The sequence below is a fragment of the Pseudomonas sp. CAN1 genome (genome assembly GCF_030462585.1).
GTDB lineage: Bacteria > Pseudomonadota > Gammaproteobacteria > Pseudomonadales > Pseudomonadaceae > Pseudomonas.
Genome location: NZ_JASMRU010000023.1, coordinates 23284 through 46708, shown reverse-complemented (window position 1 = coordinate 46708; position 23425 = coordinate 23284). Strand labels below are relative to the sequence as shown.

Below are 23425 nucleotides of genomic sequence, written 5' to 3'. Positions count from 1 at the left end.
ACGACCACTTTCCTCCATCGTTAGGCTGCTGAACAGTCCCCATCCGCTTCGATGATCCCACCATGAACGACATGTCCGTAATCGCCGAACAACTGGCCCGTATCGCCCGGTTGCTTGAACAATCCCTGCCGCTTCGCGCCGAACTGGCGCTGGAAGAGGGTGCCATCGCCCATCTTTGGGAATACCGCCAGGGCCAGCCGCGCCTGACGCCGGTGATCGAGCCGGCGCTGATCGCCTTCGACGACCTGCGCAACGTTGACCGGCAAAAGGCGCTGATCGAGCAGAACACCCGCCAGTTCGTCTCCGGCCGCCCGGCCAACAACGTGCTGCTGACCGGCGCCCGCGGCACCGGCAAGAGTTCTCTGGTGAAGGCCTGCCTGCACGCCTTCCATGCCGAAGGGCTGCGCCTGATCGAAGTGGACAAGGAGCACCTGGCCGACCTGCCACAGATCATCGATCTGCTGCGCCATCGCCAGGAGCGCTTCGTGCTGTTCTGCGACGACCTGTCCTTCGAGGATGGCGAGACCGGCTACAAGGGCCTGAAGACCGTGCTGGACGGCTCGGTCGCCGGGCAGTCCGGCAACGTGCTGATCTACGCCACGTCCAACCGCCGCCACCTGCTGGCCGAGCGCGCCGAGGACAACCTGTCGTTCCAGCGCAGCGAGAGCGGCGAGCTGCACCCCGGCGAGGCGGTGGAGGAGAAGATCTCGCTCTCCGAGCGTTTCGGTCTGTGGATATCTTTCTATGCCTTCAGCCAGGAGCAGTACCTGGAGGCGGTCGCCCGCTGGCTGGAATCCCACGGCCTGGGCGGCGTACCGCAGGAGGAATGGGAGCAGGCGGCGATCCGCTGGGCGACCCATCGCGGGTCGCGGTCCGGGCGGATCGCCACACAGTTCGCTCGGGATTACGCCGGGCGTCAGCTGTAGAGCAGCAGAGCGCGGCGGCTTAGAACGCCACCTTCACCCCGGCCTGGATGCCGCGTCCGCCGGCCGGCACGCTGTCGCGCAGGATGGAGCTGGCGTAGCGCACGGTCTGGTTGGTCAGGTTCTCGCCCTTGACGAAGGCCAGCCAGCGGCTGTCGCCCAGGTCGAAGCGGTAGCCGACGCTGGCTCCCAGGGTGGTGTAGCCGTCGGTACGCAGCTCGTTCTCCGGCACGCGGTTCTGGTCGGCGGCGTATTCCACGTCGACCCGCGCCTGCCACTGCTGCAGCTCCCAGAGCAGCGCGCTGTTCAGGCGCAGCGGGGCGATGCGCGGCAGGGCTTCGCCGGTGTCCTTGTTCTTCGCGCGGGTGTAATCGCCGGAAAGCTCCAGGTCGAAGCGGCCGTAGGGGCTTTCCAGCAGGTGGATGCGATCCTGCGCCTCGACGCCGTAGAAGTCCGCCTTCACGCCACTGTAGAGGTACTCGGGCAGCGCCTCGTCGTCGCCGGCATCGACCACCGCGCCTTCCTCGTCGCGGTAGCGCCCGCTGGCCAGCAGGCCGATGTAGTTGGAGAAGCGGCTGTAGAACACGCCGACGCTGCCTTTGTGCCGTTCGCTGTCGAAGCGCAGGGCTAGGTCGGTGGAGACGGCCTTTTCCTTGCTCGCGTTGGCGTCGCCGACTTCGAAGGTGCCGGTGGCGGCGTGGGCGCCGTTGGCGTACAGCTCGTAGAAGGTCGGTGCACGCTCGGTATAGGCCAGGGTGCCGGCCAGCGACCAGATCGGCGTCAGCTTGTACACCGCGCCGGTGGACAGGCTGCCGGCGGTGAAGCTGCGCGAGTCGTCGTTCTCGGCGAAGCGCTCGTTATCCTTGGCGTTGGGCTCGATGCGCGTGTGCTCGACGCGGCCGCCCAGGTTCAGCGCCAGTCGCTCGCTGGCCTGCCAGTTCTCCAGGAAGAACAGCGCGGCGCTGTCGGTTTCGGTGTGCGGCACGAAGGCTTCGTCGCCCAGTGCGGAAAAGCGGCTGTTGGCGATCTGCGCGCCGACCACGCCGTCCAGCGGGCCGATGGGCTTGTGCCGTGCCTCGATGCGCGCCTCGTAGCCGTCGTTCTTGAAGGTGGTGCCGGTCTCGCCGTCCTCGATTTCCTTGTGCTGGTACTCGGTGTAGGCGGCATCCAGCTTCACCGAGCTGAAGGGGCCGTCGAGGTCGCGGATTTCCGAGGCGAAGGCGTAGCGGTCCTGCTGCATCTTCAGGCGCACGTCGTCTTCGGCGGGCGAGCCGTAGTTGCTGTCGTAGCCGCTGTAGGACAGGCCGGCGTAGCCGTGGTCCCAGTGGTAGCTGCCGCCGATGGCGCCACTGTCCTGGCGGCCGTCGCTGTTGTTCACTCGGTGTTTCGAGTCGTCGCCATCGATCTGGCGCTGGCGCGGGGAATGGGCGTAGCCGGGGATGCGCAGGTCGTTGAATTCGCGCGAGCCGGCGTCCAGGTGCAGGGCGAAGGTGCCGTCGCCGGCCTCCAGCGCGCCAGCGCTGCTGCGGGTGGTGTCCGAGCCGCCGTAGCGCAACTCGCCCTGGCCATGGATGCCGTCCACCGGTTCGCTGGGGATGCGGTTGTCGAAGCTGTTGACCACGCCGCCGATGGCGTTGCCGCCATAGAGCAGGGCGGCCGGGCCGCGCACGACTTCGATGCGCTCGACGACGTTGGGGTCTTCCGGCACGGCATGGTCGTAGGACAGCGACGAGGCGTCCAGCGCACCGACGCCATTGCGCAGGATGCGAATGCGGTCGCCATCCATGCCACGGATCACCGGGCGGCTGGCGCCGGGGCCGAACCAGGTGGAGGACACACCCGGCGTGCCGTTGAGGGTTTCACCCAGGCTGCCCTTCTGCCGCAGGGTCAGTTCGTCGCCCTGCAGCACGCTGCTGGGCGCGGCGGGGGAGGCGTCGCCCAGCGGGTTGGCGGTGATCACCTGGGGCTCCAGCTCGGTGGGGGCGGCCGCGGCCAGCGCGGGTGCGGCGGCGCACAGGGCCAGGCTCAGCGGGGCTAGACGCCAGCTGGGGCGGGGACGGGATGGGGACATGACGAACTCCTGGTTTTTCTTCTGGCAAAGCGAACCCCTCCCTCGTGATCAGGGATGCGCCAGGCGGCGGGGAAGGGCAAAGTGGGAATGTGTTATTTGTTATAACATAACATATCTATCAGTTAGCAAGGCTTTCGAGCTTAGACGCTTTGGTGCTTTGTGTTTTCCGAGTTGCGCCCGGTTGCACCTGTTGGCTGGGCAGCTGTACGAATTTTCCGTACCATGCTCAAAATTTGATCACCCAGTACCATGTTCGCTACCCGCCTCGCCACGCTGTCCGACCAGACCGACCAGCACGCCCATGACCATCACCAACTGGTGATGTCCCTCAGCGGCCGCGCGGAATTCGAGATTGGTGGTGCCGGTGGCGAGGTCTGCCGCATGCGTGCCTGTCTGGTGCCGGGGGATGCCGACCACGAGTTCGTCGGACTCGGCGATAACAGCATGCTGATCCTCGACCTGAACGAGGCCGGCACCGGCGAGCAGGACCGCGAGCTGCTGGCGCGGCTGTTCGAGGTGCCGCGCTACCCGACCCTGGATGCGGATTTCCAGCACCTGCTCAGCTACGCTGGCGCGGAGATCGCCCGCTATGGCGACGACCCGCTGCTCGCCCGCGCACTCGGCGGCGTGTTGCTGCGGGCTCTGCACCTGCGTCTGTTCGGTGAAGACCGCGCGCCGCGCAGCGGGCCGCTGGACCTGGAACGGCTGGATGGCTACATCGCCGAGCATCTTTCCCGACGCATCACCGTGGCCGAGCTGGCGCAAGTCGCCTGCCTGAGCCCCAGTCATTTCCATGCGCAGTTCAAGGATCGTGTCGGCCTCACTCCGCACCAGTACCTGCTGCGCCAGCGCCTGGATCGCGCCGCGCGCCTGCTGCGGGAATCCGACCTGCCACTGGTGAACGTGGCCGGCGAGTGCGGTTTTTCCAGCCAGAGCGCGCTGACCACGGCGATGCGCCGCTACCTGGGATTGACCCCGGGCAGCCTGCGCCGCAGCTGAATCCAATAGGCTGCACGGCCCTGATTGCTGATCGAATGGTCAGCTGTCGGCCTTCGGTTGCCGGAGTCTTCTGCAAGAACTCCAGAGCTTTCAGCAAGAATTGCGCAGGGTGCAACCCATAGAGTCCGCCCACCGTGTTGCTGGTGATCCAAAGTGCAACCGGTCATACCAAGAACAACAGCCAGCTCGATACGCGGGAGGGGCAGCATGCCCATCACCGGTTCTGCTTTTGCCTGTAGCGCGCCTGCACCTGGCCGCGCCACTCCATCCACGGCCCGGCCCACCGCGCCCGCCCGTGGCCTTGCGTCGTCTGCCCTCGGACCAGTGGCGCCATCCGCTGCGATGCTTTCTGTACAATCCGCGCCCTCGCGCGCCGGCCACCCCCTGCCGCCTCTCGCTGCGCGCGTCCGCACAGTTTCCGCTTCCCGCGACGAATGCCGTCGCCAGCCCTTTATCGTGCGGCTGGCCGGATTTGCTCGGGAGCAAGGCGTCGAATTCGACGCCTGAAGGATCACCGGGCATCGCCCGGGAAACGCCCCGCCCGCGCTTACCGGCGCAGGCGGGACGGAGGTCGCCGTGGTGAGACGGTGGCTGCAGGAAGACGCCAGCAAGGATGAGGGCGTGCCTGCGTCGGGAGGCGTAGCGGTTCGGTGCCTGTTTGGCATCACGCGCAACCCGGTTTGCCTGTGAGCAAGCGCTAACCGGTCGGCGTCAACCACGCCGGCTGCCAGTCAAGGGCCCGCGATACCCCGCGAGCCCGGATAAAAACAAGCTGCAGGGGAGACCCCATGAGCGTCAACACGCCAACACTGATCACCTTCGTGATCTACATCGCGGCCATGGTACTGATCGGCTTCGCCGCGTACCGTTCCACCAACAACTTCTCCGACTACATCCTCGGTGGCCGCAGCCTCGGTAGCTTCGTCACCGCGCTGTCGGCCGGCGCCTCGGACATGAGCGGCTGGCTGCTGATGGGCCTGCCGGGCGCCATCTACCTGTCGGGTATCTCGGAAAGCTGGATCGCCATCGGCCTGATCGCCGGCGCCTACCTGAACTGGCTGTTCGTCGCCGGTCGCCTGCGTGTGCACACCGAGCACAACGGCAACGCGCTGACCCTGCCGGACTACTTCAGCACCCGCTTCGAGGACAACAGCCGCCTGCTGCGCGTCATCTCTGCGCTGGTGATCCTGGTGTTCTTCACCATCTACTGCGCCTCCGGCATCGTCGCCGGCGCTCGCCTGTTCGAAAGCACCTTCGGCATGTCCTACGAGACCGCCCTGTGGGCCGGTGCCGCTGCGACCATCGCCTACACCTTCGTCGGTGGCTTCCTGGCGGTGAGCTGGACCGACACCGTGCAGGCCTCGCTGATGATCTTCGCGCTGATCCTCACGCCGATCTTCGTGCTGCTGGCCACCGGCGGCATCGATCCGACCTTCGCCGCCATCGAGCTGAAGGACGCGGCCAATTTCGACATGTTCAAGGGCGCTTCCTTCGTCGGCGTGCTGTCGCTGATGGCCTGGGGCCTGGGCTACTTCGGCCAGCCGCACATCCTGGCGCGCTTCATGGCCGCCGATTCGGTGAAGTCGATCCCGGCTGCCCGGCGCATCTCCATGGCCTGGATGATCCTCTGCCTGGGCGGCGCCGTGGCCGTCGGCTTCTTCGGCATCGCCTACTTCCAGGCGCACCCGGAGCAGGCTGGCGCCGTGGGCGAGAACCACGAGCGCATCTTCATCGAGCTGGCGAAGATCCTCTTCAACCCGTGGATCGCCGGCATCCTGCTGTCCGCCATCCTCGCCGCAGTGATGAGCACCCTGAGCTGCCAGCTGCTGGTCTGCTCCTCGGCGCTGACCGAAGACTTCTACAAGGCCTTCCTGCGCAAGAACGCCAGCCAGCTGGAGCTGGTGTGGGTCGGTCGCGCGATGGTGCTGCTGGTCGCGCTGGTCTCCATCGCCCTGGCGGCCAACCCGGAAAACCGCGTATTGGGCCTGGTGTCCTACGCCTGGGCCGGCTTCGGCGCCGCCTTCGGTCCGCTGGTGCTGTTCTCCGTGCTGTGGAAGGGCATGACCCGCAACGGCGCGCTTGCCGGCATCATCGTCGGTGCGGTCACCGTGATCGTCTGGAAGCAGTTCGGCTGGCTCGGCCTGTACGAGATCATCCCGGGCTTCATCCTCTCCAGCGTTTCCATCGTGGTCTTCAGCCTGTTCGGCTCCGCGCCGTCCAAGGCGATGATCCAGCGTTTCGAGGCCGCCGAGGCCGAGTACGCGGAAGCGCACCTGCCCGAGGGCACCGCGGCCACCAGCCGCTGAGTCTTCGCTGAATGAAAAAGGCCGCGCTCCCGCAAGGGGCGCGGCCTTTTTCGTAGGTGCATGGTTGTAGGTGCATGGGATCGGCCGATCGCGGACGGAGTCCGCTCCTACGCTCGGTCTGGTTCCCGCAGGAGCGGATTTATCCGCGATCGCCCTGCGCGGAGCCACCCAGCGCCGCGGCATACCGCCAGCAGGCGAACAGGCACAGCAGCAGGCCGGCCACTGCCAGCGCGCCGCCGACGTAGCCGATCCATTCCAGCCCCATGCCGACCGCCACGCGGCTGCCCAGCAGCGCGCCGCCGCCGATGCCGACGTTGTACAGGCCGGAGAACATCGCCATGGCCACGTCGGTGGCGTCATGGGCCAGTTGCAGCACCTTGGCCTGCAACGCCAGGCCGAAACAGAGGATCGCCGCGCCCCAGAACAGGCTCAGCCCCAGTAGCGCCGTGGACGAATGGGCCAGAGGCATCAGCAGCAGGAGCGTGCCGCCGAGCACGGCGATGGCCAGGCATGGGAAGGCGCGTGGGAAGCGCTCGCTGTAGCGGCTGAAGAGGATCGAGCCGAACATCCCGGCGCCGCCGAACAGCAGCAGGAGCAGGGTGGTCTGCCGGCTGTCCAGCGCGGCGACCTCACGGGCGAACGGTTCGATGTAGCTGTAGGCGGTGAACTGCGCGGTGATCACCAGCACGGTGAGCACGTACATCGACACCAGCGCCGGGCGGCGCAGTAGCAGTGGCAGGCTGCGCAGCGAGCCGGAGTTCTGGCTCGGCAGCAGCGGCAGCGCGCGGGCCAGCCAGAGCACCACCACCACCGAAACGCCGGCGATGGTGAGGAAGGTCGTGCGCCAGCCCAGCGCCTCGCCGAGCATGCGTCCCAGCGGAATGCCCAGCACCATCGCCAGGATGGTCCCGGTGGCCAGCAGGCCGAGGGCTTTCGCCTGCTGGCCCGGCGGCGCCACGCGCACTGCGAGCGACGCAGTGATCGACCAGAACACCGCGTGGGCGAAGGCGATGCCGAAGCGGCTGATCATCAGCACCGTGAAGTTCCAGGCGAAGCCGGAGAGCACGTGGCTGACGATGAACAGGCAGAAGATCACCACCAGCAGGCGCCGGCGTTCCATGTTGCGGGTCAGCTGCATCAGCGGCAGCGAGGCCAGCGACACGACCCAGGCGTAGAGCGTGAGCATCAGCCCGGTCTGTTCCGGGCGCATGTCGAAGCTCGCGCCGATGTCGCTGAGCAGGCCCACCGGGACGAACTCGGTGGTGTTGAAGATGAAGGCGGCGATGGCCAGGGCGATGACGTTCAGCCAACTGCCGGAGCGGGTTTCTTGCACGGTGGTCATGGTAATCCTGAGGTGGAGTGGGGCTCAGGCCGTGCCTTTGGATCACGCGAAAGGCGTGTCCCTGGCAAAGAAGAATTGTTGTTGCGGCGGGCATGATTCTACCCACGGGTTGCCCATCGCGCACGGCGAATGCCGCCCTGCGCGGGCGCAACGGCAGGCTCAGGCGGCGTTGTCGATCAGCGGGTCGGCGGCTTGCGCCGCTTCCTCGGCCAGCCAGTCGAGGAAGGCGCGCACCGGCGGGTGGCGCTCGCGGCCCGGCACGCAGAGAGCGGTGTAGCTGGCGCCGGGCACGTTGATGTCCGGGCGGTAGGGCACCAGCAGGCCCTTCTCCACGCTCTCGGACACCAGCAGCGAGCTGGCCAGCACCAGACCCTGGCCGGCGATGGCCGCCTGCAGGGCGTAGAACTCCTCGTCGTACTCGCGCTGCACCGCCCGGGCCAGCAGGCATTGCTCGCCGGCTACCTGACACCAGGCCTTCCAGCCGCGCTCGTAGAGCTCGGAGTTGTGCCAGCGCACGCTGATCATCTCCGGCACTTCCACATCGGCGGTGGCCACCAGCGCCGGCGCGCCATACACGGCGAAGCGCTCCGCCAGCAGGAACTGGCTGTGCATGCGCGGGTAGTCGCCGAAGCCGTAACGGATCGCCAGGTCAACGCTGGCGTCCTGCTGCAGGTCGAGCAGTTCGCACTGGCTATCGAGGCGCAGGCGGATGTGCGGGTAGCGCGCGTAGAAGCGGCCCAGGCGCGGTACCAGCCACAGTGCGGCGAAGGCCGGCGTGGTGGAGATCGTCAGGCTGCTGGCGCTGCGTTGCGGGCGCAGGCTGTCCACCGCTTGCGACACCTCCAGCAGCGCGCCATGCAGGCTGCGGAACAGCCGCTCGCCGGCTTCGGTCAGGCGCACCTGGCGCGGCAGGCGGTCGAACAGTGGCAGGCCCAGCCATTCCTCCAGTGCGCGCACCTGGTGGGACACCGCCGTCGGCGTCACCGCCAGCTCCTGGGCGGCGGCCTTGAAGCTCAGCTGACGCGCAGCGGATTCGAAGGTGCGCAGGGCGGGAAGCGGCAGGTTGGCGAACATATTGTGCTCCATGGATGAGCTGGATTCATCTGGAAGGAAATCCCCTCAGTTGTCCGGCTATCCGGCTGGAAATAGCTTAGGCGGCAACAGGAGGCCATTCAGGACCTCCGCAGTGTACACCCTCAGCAAGGAACGACAGATGAACAGGATTCTCGCCATCCACGCCAGCCCGCGCGCCGACCGCTCGCATTCCCGCCGCCTGGCCGAGGGCTTTCTCGCCGCGCTGCCGCAGGCGCAGATCACCCGCCGCGAGGTGGGCCGCGCTGATCTGCCCCATGTCAACGAAGGCTTCATCGCTGCCGCCTTCCACCCGCAGCGCGAGCATCGGCCGGCCGAGTTGCAGGCCGAGCTGGCGCTGAGCGAAGAGCTGGTGGACGAGTTGCTCGCCCATGACCTGCTGGTGATCTCCACGCCCATGTACAACTTCAGCGTGCCCAGCGGGCTGAAGGCCTGGGTCGACCAGATCGTCCGCATCGGCCGCACCTTCGACCTGCACCTGAAGGACGGCGAGGCGGAGTACGAGCCGCTGCTCAAGGGGCGCAAGGCGCTGATCGTCACCAGCCGCGGCGGTGCCGGCATGGGGCCGGGCGGTGAGCTGGAGTGGATGAACCACGCCGATACCTGGCTGCGCGTAGCGCTGGGCTTTCTCGGTATCGAGGACGTGCAGGTGGTGGCCGCCGAGGGCGAGGAGGGCAACCCCGAAGCATTCCGCGCTTCCTATCAACAGGCCGAGCAGGCCCTGGCCGACCTCGCCGAGAGCGAGTGGGCGCGTGCCTGATGGCCTGGGCGATGCTGATGGTGGCTGCGGTGTTCGAGGTGATGTTCGCGGTGTCGATGAAGTACGCCGAGGGCTTCACCCGGCCGCTGCCGACTGTGATAACCGTGGTCGCGGTGATCGGCGGAATCTTCTTCCTCACCCTGGCGATGCGCCAGTTGCCGGTGAGCATCGCCTACCCGATCTGGACCGCCATCGGCACGCTGGGCACGGTGTTCTTCGGCTTCCTGCTGCTGGGCGAGGCGCTGACCCTGACCAAGCTGGCTTCGGTCGCCCTGATCGTGGCGGGCGTGGCCGGGCTGCGGGCCTGATCGCCGCTGGCTGACGCTTGGTGGTAAGGTGCCGCGCATTCACCACGACGGCACCGAAGATGAACGACAAACCGAAGAACCCGCTGCATGGCGTGACCCTGGAAGCCATCCTCAACCAGCTGGTGGCGCAGTACGGCTGGGACGGGCTGGCCAAGCGCATCGACGTGCGCTGCTTCAAGAACGACCCGAGCATCAAGTCCAGCCTGACCTTTCTGCGCCGCACGCCCTGGGCGCGGGAGCAGGTCGAGGCGTTGTACGTGAAGAGCGTGCAGAAGAGCTGAGGGTGGGACGTGCGTAGGAGCGGACTTCGTCCGCGATTGGCCCGCCTCGCGCCGGAAGCCATCGCGGACGAAGTCCGCTCCTACGGTTCAGGGATGTATCGGCGCCTGGGCCTTCCCCTCACCCCAGCGCTCTCCCCGAGGAGAGGGGGCCGTTCGGCGTGGCGGCTGCCAAGGAAGCCAGGATCGTAGGGCGCATAACGCGCCAGCGTTATCCGCTGTCTTGGTATCGGCGGATAACCCGTTCCGGGTTATGCGCCCGACGCACTGAATGCAAATCGAGTCAGCCGGCTAGCGCAGCAATGCCAGAGCGCTCGGAACAGTCCCCTCTCCCTCCGGGAGAGGGTTAGGGTGAGGGGCGAAGCCAATCGCTGCGGCACTCAGCGCCAACTCACCCGCAGATTATCCAGCCGCGCCTGGCACCCGGTGCTGATCCCTGGTTCCAGGTAGCTCGACAACATCGGCGCCATACCCTTGAGCACCTGCACCGGTAGCGCCGAGGTGAACTTGAAGTTGTCCGACTCGCTGCCGGCCACGTAGGCGGTGAGCGTGCCGAAGTGGCGCGGGCCGATGTAGAAGACGAAAGTCGCCGTGCGGTTCATCGCCTTCGAACTCTTCACCCAGCCGCTGCGGGTGACGCTCTCGATGCGGTTATCGCCGGTGCCGGTCTTGCCGCCCATGACCAGTGCGCTGCCATCGGCCATCTTGAAGGTACCGGAGAGGCGCCGCGCGGTGCCCGCGTCCACCACCTGCGAGAGCGCGGTGCGTAGCGCCTGGGCGACTTCCGAGCGCATCACCTGGCGGCCACCGCTGGATTCCGGGCCGAGGGTGACCTCATAGGGTGTGGCGGCGGCGAAATGCAGGCTGTCGATGCGCAGGGTCGGCAGGCGCACGCCATCGTTGAGGATGATCCCCATCAGCTCCGCCAGCGCCGCCGGGCGGTCGCCCGAGCTGCCCAGCGCGGTGGCCAGCGACGGCACAAGGTGGTCGAACGGGTAGCCCAGGCGCTTCCACTGCTCGTGCAGGTCGAGGAAGGCTTCCACCTCCAGCATGATGCGGATGCGCTTGTCGCGGGCGTACTTGTGCCGCGACTTGAACAGCCAGCCGTAGACTTCCTTGCGCTCGGCACCACTGGCGGCCACGGCGTCGGCGAAGGTCGCCGTCGGCTCGCGCTGCAGGTAGCCCAGCAGCCACAGCTCCAGCGGGTGCACGCGGGCGACGTAGCCCTGGTCGTTGAGGTTGAAGGCGCCGGGGCCGTAGCGGGTGTAGAGGTCCTCGATGCGCTTGTCGGTGAGCTTGTCGCCGGCATAGTGACCCTGCTTCAGGCGGTCCTGGAGGAACGCGGTGAAGGTCGGCAGGTCCGCCTGCGGCTGCAGGTAGCGGTGGATCGCCGCCAGCCGCACCGGCCAGGCGCGCAGGCCGTCGAGGAAGGTGCTCAGGCGCGCGTCGTTGTCCTTGCCCTTGTACTTCTGCCAGAAGCGCAGCAGGTAGGTCTGGCTCTCCTTGTCGACGAAGCGGTCGAGGTAGTCCTGCCGGCGCGGGTCCTTGTCGTCGGCCAGCACGGCGACCTTGCTGCCTTCGTTGGCGTAGATGTCGTGGCGCACCAGGTCGCGCAGCAGGCGCACGAACGGCAGGTTGATCGACTCGCGCAGGGCGTCCTGCAGGGTCGGGATGCGGCCGTTGTCTTCCTTGCGGAAGTTGCTGAAGGTGTGCACGCCGCCGCCGGTGAAGAAGCTCTCGTAGGGGCTGGCGGAATACTTGCGTTGCAGCGCGGCGGCGAGCATGTCCGGCAGGTTGCGGTCCTTGGCGGTGATCAGGTAGTCGATGGACCAGCGGCTGAGGATGTCCAGTGGTTCGATGTCGACCTTCTTCAGCTCGGCGACGCTCATCGGCGCGTATTGATCGTGCAGGTCGGCGATGGTCTCCATGTAGGTGGAGAGCACGCGCAGCTTGGCGGTGGAGCCCAGTTCCAGCTTGCTGCCTTCGTTGATGTCGAAGGGTTGCTCGGTGCTGTCGGTCTGCACGCGCACGCGGTTGCCGCTGGGGGTGCGCTCGAACAGGGTGAAGCTGTAACGCACGTCCTTGGTCTTGTCCTTGGACAGCAGGTGCTCGCCGAACAGGCCGATCTGCTCGGCGAAGGCCGGGTCGGAGAGCTGCCGCAGATAGCCGGTGACCTGCTCCTGCAACTCATGCTGCAGGGTGGTGGTGAAGCTCATGTCGAAGCGGTCGAGGTCGTACAGCGGCACGTCGAGCATGCCAGCCAGGCGGGTGCGCGCCAGGCCAATGCCCTTGTTGTTCTCCAGCGGGGTGAAGCTCGGCTCGCTGCGTGGATCGCGGAACGTGAGCTTCTGCTTGAGCGCGGCGTCCCGCAGCTCGGGGGCGATCACATTGTTCTGTGCCAGCAGGCGCAGGTAGCTGTCGGTCAGCACGGCGAGCTGGTCGCGGCCGCGCGCCAGGTACCAGGACGGCCGCCGGTGGGCGATCATCAGCGACACCACCTGGCGCAGCGCCTTGCCCTGGGCGGCCAGTTCGTCACCGCTGCCGGGTGGCGCGTTAAGCAGCTTGTTGACCTGCTGGTAGTCGGCGCCGTACCAGATCCACAGACCGTCCGGCAGGCCGCTGACTTCGCCGTAGCCCGGCTGCGCCGAGAGCGGCACCGAGTTCAGGTAGGTGAGGGCGACATTGCGCCGCGCACCCATGTTCTCTGCGCCGTTCTGGTAGGTGCGTACGCTGGCCGAAGCCATCTGCCGCAGCTTGTCGGTGATGGAGTTGGTGCGGCCATCCTCGGAGTGGCGGTACTTCTCGATCTGCGTGGCGAGGGTGCTGCCGCCGGGGGCGTGGTTGCCCAGGCCGACCAGTTTGCCAACCTGCGCCACCGAGGCCTGGGTGAAGCGGCTCCAGTCGATGGCCGGGTTCAGGTAGGGACGGTTGGGGTCGAGCAGGTCGCGGTTCTCGATGAACAGCAGGCTGTTGACGATGGCCGGGGAGACGCTCTCGAAGTTGGAATAGAGCCGCTGCGGATAGCGGAAGCTGTAGATCGGCAGGCCGCGGCAGTCGGCGATGTCGACGCCGGCCTGGGCCTTCTCCGGGTAGGGCGGGAACATGCCGTGGCTGGTGTATTCCATCAGTGGATCGGAGAAGCGCGCCTGGCTCAGGGTGACGAAATTGCGCTCGTGCAGGCGACCGAGGAAGCTCGGCAGCTGCTGGTAGCCCAGGCGCCGGTCGAACGGGCCGCCCAGCGGGTAGACCACGCTGCCGGTGCTGCCCTGTTCCAGGCTCCAGGTCAGGCCGCTGGCGTAGTGCGCCAGTTCGCGCGCCTGCAGCTTGGAGGTGTTGGCCTCGTAGAGCAGCGCCGCGCCCATGGCCGCCAGTAGCGGCAGGAGAAACAGGAAGAGGATCAGGAAGCGGTGATGGTGGACTTTCTGCGGGGAAATGCCGGCCTTGCGTCCTCCGGTCAGGTCACCCGGTTGACTTGCCGATTGCGTACCGGAATGCTTCGCTCTGCCCATCTTCACGCCCCGCCCATGCTTGTACGACAGCCCAGGAAAGCGGACTCCGCCCACGTGATGGCCGACGCCCCTCCGGCGCCGCGAAAGCCCCATCCCAGCGGCCTTCCTATGTTCCAGCGTAGTCGGCGACGAAAAAACTGCGCGCCGCCTGGCAGCCTTCGCGGCCGTGCGGATTGATTTGCCGACGGCCAGCAGGTGCAATGTGCTTATTTCGACAGGACCCCTTCGCCATGCGTTCGTATTTTCTGCCCCGAGTCGTGCCGCTGGCGGTTCTGCTACTGGCGTCCTTGAGCGCCCAGGCGGCGCCGATGCCCTTCTACAAGTGGCAGAGCAAGCTCGATGGCGCCTATACCTGCCAGCAGACTTCGCCGGGCAATGGCTGGCAGAAGATCGGCGGGCCGTTCCGCGACGCCGGCTGTCGCGAAGCGCTGCCGCAGACCCCGCCGCCGAAAGGGTTGGCGGTGCCGAAGGTGTTGAAGGGGCAGTAGTTTCAGTTTCTTGGGGCGTTGTACCGGGACATTGGGTGCCGACGTTTTCCCTCACCCCAGCCCTGGCTGCGCGCCCCGCTCCTGAGGGAGAGGGAGCAGATTGGGCCGGCTGATGCTGTGGTTTCATCCTGCACCGAACGGTCCCCTCTCCCTCCGGGAGAGGGTGAGGGCCGGCCCGGGCGCCGGAGTATCACTGTAGGAGCGGATTCATCCGCGATCGCTTCACCCCACGCTCGGAGCTAGCCATGACTGATCACGACGCCCGAATCCGCCACAGCTGGCAAACCAACGCCGATGCCTGGACCCGCGCCGTGCGCGAGCAGCGTATCGAGAGCCGGCGGCTGGTGACTGACGCGGCGATCCTCGGCGCCATCGCCGATGGCCCGTCGCGGCGCGTGCTCGACATAGGCTGCGGCGAAGGCTGGCTGTGTCGTGCGCTGGCGCAGAGCGGCAGCGAGTGCGTTGGCGTGGATGCCTCCGCGCCGCTGATCGAAGCCGCGCAGGCGGTCGGTGGCGGGCGCTTCGAAGTGATGGATTACGCGACGCTGATCGAGCAGGGCTCGGTGCTGGGGCAGTTCGATGCGCTGGTCTGTAACTTCGCGCTGCTCGACGAGTACATCGCGCCTCTGCTGGGCGCCTTGCGCGAGCGCGTCGCTCCCGGCGGCCGCCTGCTGATCCAGACCGTGCACCCCTGGGCCGCCTGCGGCGACGAGCCCTATGCGGACGGCTGGCGCCTGGAGACCTTCGCCAGCTTTGGCGGCGAATTCAGCGCGTCGATGCCCTGGTTCTTCCGCACCCTGGAGTCCTGGCTGGCGCTGCTGGCCGCCAGCGGCTGGCGCTTGCGGATGCTGCGCGAACCGTGCCATCCGGACACCGGCAAGCCCTGCTCGCTGCTCCTGGAATTGCAGCCGCTGGCGAGCTGAAGCGCTCTGGCTCGGCGCTGGCCACGGGAGCAGATGTGGCGATACGCCGCTATCCCTTTGGTCACATTGCACTATGGTGGTGCAGACGTTTCCCAACGCTTGTGTAACACTCGCCCGCGACCTCAGCCGTGGTTCTCCCGCAATGCCCACGTCCGCTTCACAAGAGCGGGCAGCCTCTTCCGGTGTGCCGTCCTGGAACTGCCAGACACTTCCCCCTCCGTGCCGCCCGGCGCGCTGGCGAAGCCGTTCCGGCGCTTCCGCATCCTGACTGCACAACGAGTCCGCAGCTGATTACTCCCAAGAACAAAATGAGGTTGCATCACCATGTCGTCCCACGATCTCCAAAGGGATCTCAACGAGCGGCACATCCGTCTCATGGCCCTGGGCGCCTGCATCGGCGTCGGTCTGTTCCTTGGCTCCGCCAAGGCCATCCAGATGGCCGGCCCGGCCATCATGCTGTCCTACATCATCGGCGGTCTCGCCATCCTCGTGATCATGCGCGCCCTCGGCGAGATGGCCGTGCACAACCCGGTGGCCGGCTCCTTCGCCCGCTACGCACAGGACTACCTCGGCCCGCTGGCCGGCTACCTGACCGGCTGGAACTACTGGTTCCTTTGGCTGGTGACCTGCGTCGCGGAGATCACCGCGGTGGCCATCTACATGGGCATCTGGTTCCCCGACGTGCCGCGCTGGATCTGGGCGCTGGCCGCGCTGGCGAGCATGGGCACTATCAACCTCATCGCCGTGCGCGCCTTCGGTGAGTTCGAGTTCTGGTTCGCGCTGATCAAGATCGTCACCATCGTCGCCATGATCCTGGCCGGCGCTGGCATGATCTTCTTCGGCCTGGGCAACGGCGGCATCGCCACCGGCATCTCGAACCTCTGGAGCAACGGCGGCTTCATGCCCCACGGCATCACCGGCGTGCTGATGTCGCTGCAGATGGTGATGTTCGCCTACCTGGGCGTGGAGATGATCGGCCTTACCGCCGGTGAAGCGAAGAACCCGCAGAAGACCATCCCCGGTGCGATCAACTCGGTGTTCTGGCGCATCCTGCTGTTCTACGTGGGCGCGCTGTTCGTGATCATGTCGATCTACCCGTGGAACGAGATCGGCACCCAGGGCAGCCCCTTCGTGATGACCTTCGAGCGCATGGGCATCAAGACCGCCGCCGGCATCATCAACTTCGTGGTGATCACCGCCGCGCTGTCGTCCTGCAACGGCGGCATCTTCAGCACCGGGCGCATGCTCTACAGCCTCGCCCAGCATGGCCAGGCGCCGGCCGTGTTCGCCAAGACTTCCAAGGGCGGCGTGCCGCGCAATGCGCTGCTTCTGTCGATCTTCGCGCTGCTGCTGGGCGTGCTGCTGAACTATCTGGTGCCCGAGAAGGTGTTCACCTGGGTGACCTCCATCGCCACCTTCGGGGCGATCTGGACCTGGGCGATGATCCTGCTGGCGCAGCTGAAATTCCGCCGCGGCCTCTCCGCCGCCGAAGCTGGCACGCTGCAGTTCAAGATGTGGCTGTATCCGCTCAGCTCGTACCTGGCCATGGCCTTCCTGGTGCTGGTGGTGGTGCTGATGGCGTTCTTCGAGGACACCCGCATTGCGCTGTACATCGGCCCGGCGTTCCTGGTGTTGCTGACGGTGTTGTACTTCGCGCTGAACCTTGCACCCAAGAATCTGGCTCCGAAAGAGCAGGGCAGCGTCGCCAGCCGTGCCTGATGTGCGGTTGAGCGAATAAGAAAAGGGCCTCTTCGGAGGCCCTTTTTTGTGTGTGCCGGTTCAGGTGGTGGGCAGGCTGCCGGCCATGCGGGTCAGGCTGCGGTCGAATTCGGTGATCTCCAGTTGCAGGCCGACGGGGCGTTTTTCCATGAGCGTGGCGAGGGTCTGTTCGGCCGTGGCGAATAGCGTGTCGACGATGCGCTGGCGCAGTTCTTCCGGGCGGCCGGGGGCGATGCGGATCTGGATGTTGATGAAGGCTTCGTTCTTTTGGTTTGCGCCCACTTGGTAGTCCTCGATGGCGCGGGCGAAGGTGCGCAGGCCGTTGATGGGGAACACGGCCAGGGCTTGGGCTGCTTCGTGGAGTTTCCGGGGCAGGTCGAGTGGCTGGAGGTCGTCGGTGAGGTTGGCGGTGTAGTCGATGGTGATGTGGGGCATGGCGTGTGTCCGGTATCCGTGATGCCAGCCATCCTAGGGAGCTGGTCTCATGACGGATATGCGGGTGACTACGTATTCGATGGCGCCGACCTGTAGGACGGGGGGCGCCTGGCCCATGCCCGCGATCTGTCGGCAGGGCCGGCGTGTTGCTTCAGCCTAGTGATTTAAGCGCCGCTTCGGCGTGCGCGCGGACTTCCTGTTTCGCCCCCTCGGGCGAGTCCCTTTTGGCAAACGCCCCAAAAGGAACCAAAAGGTCTTGCCCCGGACATCCGGTTTTTCGCCTAGGCGAAAAATTCCCTCGTTGAAGCGGAGTTTCAGGGGCACGCTGCGAAGGGCCATCCCTGGCCCATCGCAGCTCTCGCGACATCCATGTCGCTCAACCCCTGAAACTCCACTTCAACGAGGCCTCCTGAACGGGGCAGTCGGAGTGTGCGGATATTTCTCTGGAAGATCTTAAGAGCAAGAGCCAGAGCGGCGCATTCGATTTTCGTAGGATCGAGGGGGGCGCCTAGTTCTTGCTCGCGAACCGCATTGCACGGTATCCCCCTGCAGGAGCGGACCTTGTCCGCGATCGGAGTTCCTCTCCCCACTGAAATCACGGTGAGGCACGAACGTAGGATGGTGTGGAGCGAAGCGATACCCATCAATTCCCGTGCGCCGTCAGCTTCGTAGGGCACATAACGCGCCAGCGTTATCCGCCGTCGTGGTACCGGCGGATAACCCGTTCCGGGTTATGCGCCCTACGTGCTGAAGCGTCAGGCCGCCAGCAAAGGCGGCATCGGGCAATCGAGGATATCCGCTACCGCGCGCATCAGCTCTGCCTCGCCGGTGCTGATGCGCCCGTCGTGCTCGATGCAGCGCGCCAGTGCCTTGAGCAGTTGCGGCTTCTGCAGCGGGCGCAGTTGCTCCAGTTTTTTCAGGGCGCCTTCGAGGTCACGCAGGCTGCCTTCCGCCGGCAAGGGGCGAGGCGGGAAGGGCAGGCCGTTCCAGGCGTCGGCGAAGGCTTGCGCGGTCTCTACCTCGCTGGCTTCGCCGACGCGGGCGAGGAAGGCCAGCAGCGTTGCGCATTCCTCGGCAAGTTCCGCCAGCGGCAGGTTGCCGATCTTGCCGCTGCCTGGCCGCAGGTTGCGTTCGACGATGCGCAGCAGCGTCCACTCCAGCAGCTTGACCTTGCCGTCCAGCTTGATCAGCAGCGCCATGTTCTCGCGGAGGGTTAGGAAGGCCTTGGCGTCCAGTTGCTTGAGCGCCGGCATGGCCAGGTCCAGCAGCGGCAGGCGCTGGCCGGGGTCGAGGCGCAGCAGTGATTCTTCCAGGAGGTCCAGTTGCAGGGCCAGGCTCAGGTTCAGGCGCTTCTTGATCTCTTCCAGCTGGCGCGCACGCAAACCAGGCTCGCTGTCCAGCAGCAGGCCGTAGATCAACGCCTCGGCGCCTTCGCTGTCGTGGGCGGCGCGTTGCAGGCGTTCGTCCAGGCGCTGCAGGGTGCTGCGCGCTTCCTGCAGGTGGGCGACGGTCGGCGCGCCCACGGCGGCCACCGCCACTTCCACGGCGCTGGGCTGGTAGGGCTGGCCGGTGACGGCGGCGGTCCAGGCTTCCTTGTTCATCAGCGCCACGTCCAGGCGTGGTTCGAATTTCGGATAGCGGCCGTCCCAGCCCGGATCGACGCGGCGAATGCGGTCCTTCAGCGGCGGGTGGGTATCGAACCAGCTGCTGCCGACGCCATCGCCGAAGTACATGTGGCTGAACTCGGCCGCCCGCGGTGCGCTGAGCAGGGCGCCCAGCGGGTTGCCGCCGATCTTTTTCAGCGCGCCGGCGATGGTCGACGGATCGCGGGTGAACTGCACCGCCGAGGCGTCGGCCAGGTACTCGCGCTGGCGGCTCACCGAAGCCTTGATCAACTGGCCGAAGAAGGTCCCGACGTAGCCCAGCACGTAGAGCACCACGCCAGCGCCGATCACCAGCAGCACCACGCTGCCGCCGCTGTTCTTGTCGTTGCTGCTGCTCCGGCTGCTGACGCGGATGCCGGTGCTGGTTTCGCTCCAGCCGCGCAGCAGCATGCCGCCGATCAGGCCGAGTAGCAGCATTCCATGGAGCAGGGCGGTCAGGCGGGTGTTGAGCAGCATGTCGCCGTGGTGGATATGGCTGAACTCGTGGGCGATCACGCCTTGCAGTTCATTGCGGTCGAGCTGCTCGATGGCGCCACGGGTGATGCCGATCACCGCATCGCGCGGCGTCAGGCCGGCGGCGAAGGCGTTGATCGAGCCATCCTCCAGCACATACACCGGCGGTACCGGCGAGCCGGAAGCCAGGGCCATTTCCTCGACGACATTGAGCAGGCGGCGCTCGTCGGCATTGCCGGCGCTGAGGTTGAGCAGGCGGCCGCCGAGGCTCTCGGCCACCACCTTGCCGCCGGCGCTCAGCTGCACCTGCTTGTATAGCGCGCCAAGCACGACCACGCCGATGATCACGGCGGCCACCGACAGGTACAGCTCCGGGTCGGGCAGCGAGGCGCGCGAGGTCAGGTGCAGCGCCGGCTCGCCCAGGTGACGCCAGAGCCAGCCCAGGGCGAGGCTGGTGATGGTGACCAGGCAGACCACCGCAACGGTCAGCAGCAGGACCAGGCGCCCGGTCTGCTTGCGGGCGCGGTCCTGGTGTTCGAAAAAGTTCATCGCGCGTCCTGCGCCGAGGTTTTAGAAGGCGACTTTCGGTGCGGCCTGGATGGCCTTGCTGTCCTCGAATTCCAGCAGGCTGGCGTCCTTGCTGTGGCCGTAAGTGGTGGCGAGGAAGTTGGCGGGGAACGACTGGCGGTAGGTGTTGTAGTCCATCACCGCGTCGTTGTAGGCCTGGCGGGCGAAGGCGACCTTGTTTTCGGTGCTCGACAGCTCCTCGCTGACCTGCTGCAGGTTCTGCGAGGCCTTGAGGTCCGGGTAGGCTTCCAGAGTCACGTTCAGGCGGCCCATGGCGCCGCCCAGGGCGTTCTCGGCGGCAGCCAGTTGCGCCATGCGGCCGGCGTCTCCGGGTTGTTCGGAAGCGGCCTTCAGACCCGCCACCGCAGCGTTGCGCGCGGCGATCACCGCTTCCAGGGTCTCGCGCTCGTGCTTGAGGTAGGCCTTGGCGGTTTCCACCAGATTGGGAATCAGGTCGTAGCGGCGCTTGAGCTGCACCTCGATCTGCGCGAAGGCGTTCTGGTAACGGTTGCGCAGCGCGACCAGACGGTTGAACACGCTGATCAGCAGGAAGATCACGCCAGCGATGATGGCGAGGGTGATGATCGACGAAACGCTCATGGGATGTCCTTATCGGCAGGCGAATGTGGCCCGATGATAGCGGAAAGCCGGCCGAGTGTTGCGCAGCTTCTCACGTCCTGGTGCGCCGGTTCGTCGGCAGTGTTACGGAGCGTTTCTGAACGAAAAGCGGCCTCCGGGGAGGCCGCTTTTGCCGAACGGGTTGATTAGCGATTCAGGTACTCGGCGGTAGAAACCACCTCGGCGTAGGCAAATGCCAGGGAGGCCATGTAGGCCGCATGTACCTGGGCGGCCGGAACCTTCACGCCGTTGAACTCCAGGTCCAGGGTGGCGCAGGCGTCGTGCAGCACGGTCACCGGGTAGCCGAAATCGGCGGCGGCACGCACTGCGCCATCCACGCACATGTGGCTCATGTGGCCGACTACCACCAGGGATTCCACGCCGTGCTGGTCGAGGATGGTCTTCAGGTCGGTGTCGCGGAAGGCGTTGACGAAGTGCTTGAGCACCACCGGCTCGCCGGGCAGGGTGGCGACCTTGCCGTGGATCTTCGCGCCGTCGCTGCCGGGGGCGAAGAACGGCGCGTCGGCGCTTTCGAATTCGTGGCGCACGTGGATGACCAGGTCACCGCGCTCGCGGAACGCGGCCAGGACCTTGGCAGCCTGGTCGGCGGCAGCTTCGATGCCGACCAGCGGCCACTTGCCGGAAGGGAAGTAGTCGTTCTGGATATCCACTAGGATGAGCGCTTGCTTGGCCATTTCCGAAGTCCTTCTTGAGCGTTGAGTGGTGAGGAAGTGGACCCAGTATGGTTCGCCCTGCGCCGCGCGGGGATCAGGCGGAACGACAATAACCGGGGGAAAACTGACTATGGTTGTGGAACGGAGCGTCGTCGAGATCGGGTTGCTGCTCTATCCCGGTGTGCAGACGGCGGCGCTGCATGGGCTGACCGACCTGTTCGCGGTGGCCGAGCGCATCGCCGGCGAAGAAGCCGCGCAGCAGTTGCCGGCGCTGCGGGTCAGCCACTGGTCCGGTGAGGACGGTGGCGAGCTCCGGCGCGTATTTGACACCCACCCCGACGCGGATAGCCGGCTGGTCGCCGTGCTGGTACCGCCCTCGTTGTTCGGCCTGCCGGATGCCGCGCCGCTGCGCAATCTCACTGACTGGCTCGCCGCACGCCACGGCGAGGGCGCCATCGTCGGCTCGGTGTGCATCGGCGGCCTGCTGGTGGCCGAAGCCGGGCTGCTCGACGGGCGCAGCGCCACCGCCCATTGGAGCGGCGCCGAGGCTTTCGCCAAGCGCTTCCCGCGTGTGCGGCTGGAAGCGCACAAGCCGATGGTGGACGACGGCGACCTGATCACCTCCGCCGGGCTGATGGCCTGGTCGGAGCTGGGCCTGCGCATCGTCGACCGCCTGCTCGGCCCGAGCATCGCCAACCGCACCGCGCGCTTCCTGGTGGTGGAGCACAGCGACAGCGCCCAGCAATGCGGCAGCAACTTTGCGCCGCTGCTGGGCCATGGCGACGCTGCCATCCTCAAGGTCCAGCACTGGCTGCAGGGCAATGGGGCGGTGGACGTCAGCCTCGCCGCCATGGCAGCCCAGGCCGGGCTGGAGGAACGCACCTTCCTGCGCCGCTTCCGCGCCGCCACCGGGCTCAAACCCACCGAGTACTGCCAGCACCTGCGGGTGGGCAAGGCGCGCGAGCTGCTGGAGTTCACCAATGGCACCGTGGATCACATCGCCTACACGGTCGGCTACCTCGATCCGGGTTCCTTCCGCAGCACCTTCCGCAAGATCACCGGGATGGCGCCGAGCGATTACCGCAAGCGCTTCGGGGCCAAACCGGGCGAGGCGCTCGCCAGGGGCTGAGCGTGACTGGGAACGTCGTCCCATAATCGATGTGTTCGCGCTAATATACTTATTGGAAGACTTATATTCTTGCCTCTCCCAGCGAGGCAGCCATGAACCGGATCAACTGGACCCGAAAGGCCGTGAAGCAGCTCGGCAGGCTCAACAAGGCGGGCCAGCCGGTGATCTACGTGCCGTGCAGGAGCTGGTCCGGATGCCGGCGGTGCCGAACGTCAGAAGGTTGGTCAATCATGCCTACGGCTACCGCCTGCGGGTGGGCAGGTACCGGGTGCTGTTCGACTGGGATGGCGGTATCCGCATCGTGAATATCGAAGAGGTCAGCAAGCGCGATGAGCACACGTACTAGCGTGCAGATCATCAACGGGCCGGACGGCGTTCCGGCATTCGTGGTCATTCCCTACGCGGAGTACATCGCCAGCCACCCGAAGGAGGACCTTGTCCCCAACGAGGTGGTGGGCTTGATGGTCAAGGAAGGGCTTAGCGCTGTCGGCGCCTGGCGCAGGCACCTGGGCCTGACCCAGGCGGAAGTGGCCGAGCGTATCGGCATCAGCCAGCCCGCCTATGCTCAGCAGGAAGCGGCGACCCGGCCGCGCAAAGCCACGCGGGAGAAGCTCGCCAGGGCACTGGGAATTCACGCCGACCTGCTGGATCTCTGAGCGCAGGGCAATCACACCCAGCGATCATTCTCCGCCGTGCGCTCGCCACCCTGGTCGCCGGTGTTCAGCACGCCGCGCGGTTCGATCAGCATCAACTGCACCTCGTGCTCGGCGTACGGCTTGTGCTCCACGCCGCGGGGCACCACGTACAGCTCGCCGGCGCGCAGGGTCAGCGGGCCGTCGCGGAAGTCGATGCGCAGCTCGCCGTCGAGCACGATGAAGGTTTCGTCGGTGTCGGCGTGGCTGTGCCAGACGAAGTCGCCCTGCAGCTTCACCACCTTGAGCTGGTAGTCGTTCATCTCGGCGATCACCCGCGGTTGCCAGGTTTCGCTGATACGGCCGAGCTTGTCCTGCAGGTTGATCGGTTGGCGTTGGCTCACGGTGTGTTGCTCCCTGGAATCGTGCTTTCGACACTACGGCTGACCCGGCGCAGGGTCTTGCAGGAAATTGCGCTTCGATTGCCCCGGCATTGACCTCATCGGCTTGCCGCCCCCGTCCTTGACGCAGACAA

20 protein-coding genes and 1 pseudogene are annotated in these 23425 nt (G+C 66.4%); 12 read left to right on the top strand and 9 right to left on the bottom strand.

What is annotated here, in order from left to right:
* Nucleotides 1-62 precede the first annotated feature (62 nt).
* Nucleotides 63-926 (top strand): ATP-binding protein, encoded by an 864-nt coding sequence (locus QO207_RS23620; protein WP_301534709.1) that lies wholly within the window; start codon nt 63-65, stop codon nt 924-926.
* Nucleotides 927-945: 19 nt separating this feature from the next.
* On the opposite strand, the gene QO207_RS23615 is transcribed toward QO207_RS23620, so the two are convergent.
* Nucleotides 946-2994, bottom strand: coding sequence for a TonB-dependent receptor (locus QO207_RS23615; protein WP_301534708.1), 2049 nt, complete (start codon nt 2992-2994; stop codon nt 946-948).
* Nucleotides 2995-3243: 249 nt separating this feature from the next.
* Here QO207_RS23615 and QO207_RS23610 point away from each other — a divergent pair, with 249 nt between their 5' ends.
* Nucleotides 3244-3993 (top strand): AraC family transcriptional regulator, encoded by a 750-nt coding sequence (locus tag QO207_RS23610; RefSeq protein WP_301534707.1) that lies wholly within the window; start codon nt 3244-3246, stop codon nt 3991-3993.
* Nucleotides 3994-4781: 788 nt separating this feature from the next.
* Nucleotides 4782-6299 carry a sodium/proline symporter PutP gene (putP, locus tag QO207_RS23605; RefSeq protein ID WP_301534706.1) on the top strand — a complete coding sequence of 506 codons (1518 nt, stop codon included), beginning with the start codon at nt 4782-4784 and terminating at the stop codon, nt 6297-6299.
* Between the two features lie 139 nt (nt 6300-6438).
* Here putP and QO207_RS23600 read toward each other — a convergent pair whose 3' ends face one another.
* Nucleotides 6439-7641 carry a sugar transporter gene (locus QO207_RS23600; protein WP_301534705.1) on the bottom strand — a complete coding sequence of 401 codons (1203 nt, stop codon included), beginning with the start codon at nt 7639-7641 and terminating at the stop codon, nt 6439-6441.
* Nucleotides 7642-7800: 159 nt separating this feature from the next.
* Nucleotides 7801-8715, bottom strand: coding sequence for a LysR substrate-binding domain-containing protein (locus QO207_RS23595; protein WP_301534704.1), 915 nt, complete (start codon nt 8713-8715; stop codon nt 7801-7803).
* Between the two features lie 139 nt (nt 8716-8854).
* On the opposite strand from QO207_RS23595, the gene QO207_RS23590 reads away from it, so the two are divergent.
* From QO207_RS23590 to QO207_RS23580, 3 genes are read left to right on the top strand one after another with little or no spacing between them, the layout of a single operon-like run.
* The gene (locus QO207_RS23590) at nt 8855-9493 is read left to right on the top strand and encodes an FMN-dependent NADH-azoreductase (protein ID WP_301534703.1); all 639 of its coding nucleotides are present in this window, start codon (nt 8855-8857) and stop codon (nt 9491-9493) included.
* Nucleotides 9493-9801: a multidrug efflux SMR transporter gene (locus QO207_RS23585; RefSeq protein WP_301534750.1), complete on the top strand. Its 309-nt coding sequence runs from the start codon at nt 9493-9495 to the stop codon at nt 9799-9801. Before QO207_RS23590 ends, QO207_RS23585 begins: the two co-directional genes overlap by 1 nt.
* Nucleotides 9802-9860: 59 nt before the next feature.
* Nucleotides 9861-10082, top strand: coding sequence for a VF530 family protein (locus QO207_RS23580; RefSeq protein WP_301534702.1), 222 nt, complete (start codon nt 9861-9863; stop codon nt 10080-10082).
* Nucleotides 10083-10459: 377 nt separating this feature from the next.
* On the opposite strand, the gene QO207_RS23575 is transcribed toward QO207_RS23580, so the two are convergent.
* The gene (locus QO207_RS23575; RefSeq protein ID WP_301534749.1) at nt 10460-13477 is read right to left on the bottom strand and encodes a transglycosylase domain-containing protein; all 3018 of its coding nucleotides are present in this window, start codon (nt 13475-13477) and stop codon (nt 10460-10462) included.
* Nucleotides 13478-13818: 341 nt separating this feature from the next.
* Here QO207_RS23575 and QO207_RS23570 point away from each other — a divergent pair, with 341 nt between their 5' ends.
* From QO207_RS23570 to QO207_RS23560, 3 genes are all read left to right on the top strand, one after another.
* Entirely contained in the window at nt 13819-14076 is a 258-nt protein-coding gene (locus QO207_RS23570) for a hypothetical protein (RefSeq protein WP_301534701.1), read from the top strand.
* A 245-nt stretch (nt 14077-14321) separates the two neighbouring features.
* On the top strand, nt 14322-14999 hold the full coding sequence (locus QO207_RS23565; protein WP_301534700.1) for a bifunctional 2-polyprenyl-6-hydroxyphenol methylase/3-demethylubiquinol 3-O-methyltransferase UbiG: 678 nt from the start codon (nt 14322-14324) through the stop codon (nt 14997-14999).
* Between the two features lie 324 nt (nt 15000-15323).
* A complete protein-coding gene (locus tag QO207_RS23560) occupies nt 15324-16718 on the top strand; it encodes an amino acid permease (protein ID WP_301534699.1) in 1395 nt (464 codons plus the stop codon).
* 60 nt (nt 16719-16778) lie between these two features.
* On the opposite strand, the gene QO207_RS23555 is transcribed toward QO207_RS23560, so the two are convergent.
* The 4 genes from QO207_RS23555 to QO207_RS23540 all read right to left on the bottom strand — a co-directional run bounded on the left by QO207_RS23555 (nt 16779) and on the right by QO207_RS23540 (nt 21150).
* Nucleotides 16779-17153, bottom strand: coding sequence for a hypothetical protein (locus tag QO207_RS23555; RefSeq protein ID WP_301534698.1), 375 nt, complete (start codon nt 17151-17153; stop codon nt 16779-16781).
* Between the two features lie 755 nt (nt 17154-17908).
* Nucleotides 17909-19819, bottom strand: coding sequence for a M48 family metallopeptidase (locus QO207_RS23550; protein ID WP_301534697.1), 1911 nt, complete (start codon nt 19817-19819; stop codon nt 17909-17911).
* Nucleotides 19820-19840: 21 nt separating this feature from the next.
* Entirely contained in the window at nt 19841-20437 is a 597-nt protein-coding gene (locus QO207_RS23545) for a LemA family protein (RefSeq protein WP_301534696.1), read from the bottom strand.
* Nucleotides 20438-20601: 164 nt separating this feature from the next.
* Nucleotides 20602-21150 carry a cysteine hydrolase family protein gene (locus tag QO207_RS23540; RefSeq protein WP_301534695.1) on the bottom strand — a complete coding sequence of 183 codons (549 nt, stop codon included), beginning with the start codon at nt 21148-21150 and terminating at the stop codon, nt 20602-20604.
* A gap of 109 nt (nt 21151-21259) precedes the next feature.
* Between QO207_RS23540 and QO207_RS23535 the strand changes: the two genes are divergently transcribed.
* From QO207_RS23535 to QO207_RS23525, 3 genes and pseudogenes are all read left to right on the top strand, one after another.
* A complete protein-coding gene (locus tag QO207_RS23535) occupies nt 21260-22258 on the top strand; it encodes a GlxA family transcriptional regulator (protein ID WP_301534694.1) in 999 nt (332 codons plus the stop codon).
* Between the two features lie 92 nt (nt 22259-22350).
* Nucleotides 22351-22604, top strand: a pseudogene (locus QO207_RS23530) (type II toxin-antitoxin system RelE/ParE family toxin).
* A complete protein-coding gene (locus QO207_RS23525; RefSeq protein WP_301534693.1) occupies nt 22588-22914 on the top strand; it encodes a helix-turn-helix domain-containing protein in 327 nt (108 codons plus the stop codon). Before QO207_RS23530 ends, QO207_RS23525 begins: the two are co-directional and overlap by 17 nt.
* Before the next feature lie 11 nt (nt 22915-22925).
* Here QO207_RS23525 and QO207_RS23520 read toward each other — a convergent pair whose 3' ends face one another.
* Entirely contained in the window at nt 22926-23294 is a 369-nt protein-coding gene (locus tag QO207_RS23520) for a cupin domain-containing protein (RefSeq protein ID WP_301534692.1), read from the bottom strand.
* Between the last annotated feature and the right edge of the window lie 131 nt (nt 23295-23425).

What these genes read in the sequence shown, in the direction of transcription:
- QO207_RS23590 (WP_301534703.1), top strand. Translation starts at nt 8,855, where the DNA reads ATGAACAGGATTCTCGCCATCCACGCCAGCCCGCGCGCCGACCGCTCG.
- QO207_RS23540 (WP_301534695.1), bottom strand. Translation starts at nt 21,150, where the DNA reads ATGGCCAAGCAAGCGCTCATCCTAGTGGATATCCAGAACGACTACTTC.
- QO207_RS23610 (WP_301534707.1), top strand. Translation starts at nt 3,244, where the DNA reads ATGTTCGCTACCCGCCTCGCCACGCTGTCCGACCAGACCGACCAGCAC.
- QO207_RS23545 (WP_301534696.1), bottom strand. Translation starts at nt 20,437, where the DNA reads ATGAGCGTTTCGTCGATCATCACCCTCGCCATCATCGCTGGCGTGATC.
- QO207_RS23565 (WP_301534700.1), top strand. Translation starts at nt 14,322, where the DNA reads ATGACTGATCACGACGCCCGAATCCGCCACAGCTGGCAAACCAACGCC.
- QO207_RS23580 (WP_301534702.1), top strand. Translation starts at nt 9,861, where the DNA reads ATGAACGACAAACCGAAGAACCCGCTGCATGGCGTGACCCTGGAAGCC.
- QO207_RS23525 (WP_301534693.1), top strand. Translation starts at nt 22,588, where the DNA reads ATGAGCACACGTACTAGCGTGCAGATCATCAACGGGCCGGACGGCGTT.
- QO207_RS23585 (WP_301534750.1), top strand. Translation starts at nt 9,493, where the DNA reads ATGGCCTGGGCGATGCTGATGGTGGCTGCGGTGTTCGAGGTGATGTTC.
- QO207_RS23555 (WP_301534698.1), bottom strand. Translation starts at nt 17,153, where the DNA reads ATGCCCCACATCACCATCGACTACACCGCCAACCTCACCGACGACCTC.
- QO207_RS23600 (WP_301534705.1), bottom strand. Translation starts at nt 7,641, where the DNA reads ATGACCACCGTGCAAGAAACCCGCTCCGGCAGTTGGCTGAACGTCATC.
- QO207_RS23595 (WP_301534704.1), bottom strand. Translation starts at nt 8,715, where the DNA reads ATGTTCGCCAACCTGCCGCTTCCCGCCCTGCGCACCTTCGAATCCGCT.
- putP (WP_301534706.1), top strand. Translation starts at nt 4,782, where the DNA reads ATGAGCGTCAACACGCCAACACTGATCACCTTCGTGATCTACATCGCG.
- QO207_RS23615 (WP_301534708.1), bottom strand. Translation starts at nt 2,994, where the DNA reads ATGTCCCCATCCCGTCCCCGCCCCAGCTGGCGTCTAGCCCCGCTGAGC.
- QO207_RS23620 (WP_301534709.1), top strand. Translation starts at nt 63, where the DNA reads ATGAACGACATGTCCGTAATCGCCGAACAACTGGCCCGTATCGCCCGG.
- QO207_RS23560 (WP_301534699.1), top strand. Translation starts at nt 15,324, where the DNA reads ATGTCGTCCCACGATCTCCAAAGGGATCTCAACGAGCGGCACATCCGT.
- QO207_RS23570 (WP_301534701.1), top strand. Translation starts at nt 13,819, where the DNA reads ATGCGTTCGTATTTTCTGCCCCGAGTCGTGCCGCTGGCGGTTCTGCTA.
- QO207_RS23535 (WP_301534694.1), top strand. Translation starts at nt 21,260, where the DNA reads ATGGTTGTGGAACGGAGCGTCGTCGAGATCGGGTTGCTGCTCTATCCC.
- QO207_RS23550 (WP_301534697.1), bottom strand. Translation starts at nt 19,819, where the DNA reads ATGAACTTTTTCGAACACCAGGACCGCGCCCGCAAGCAGACCGGGCGC.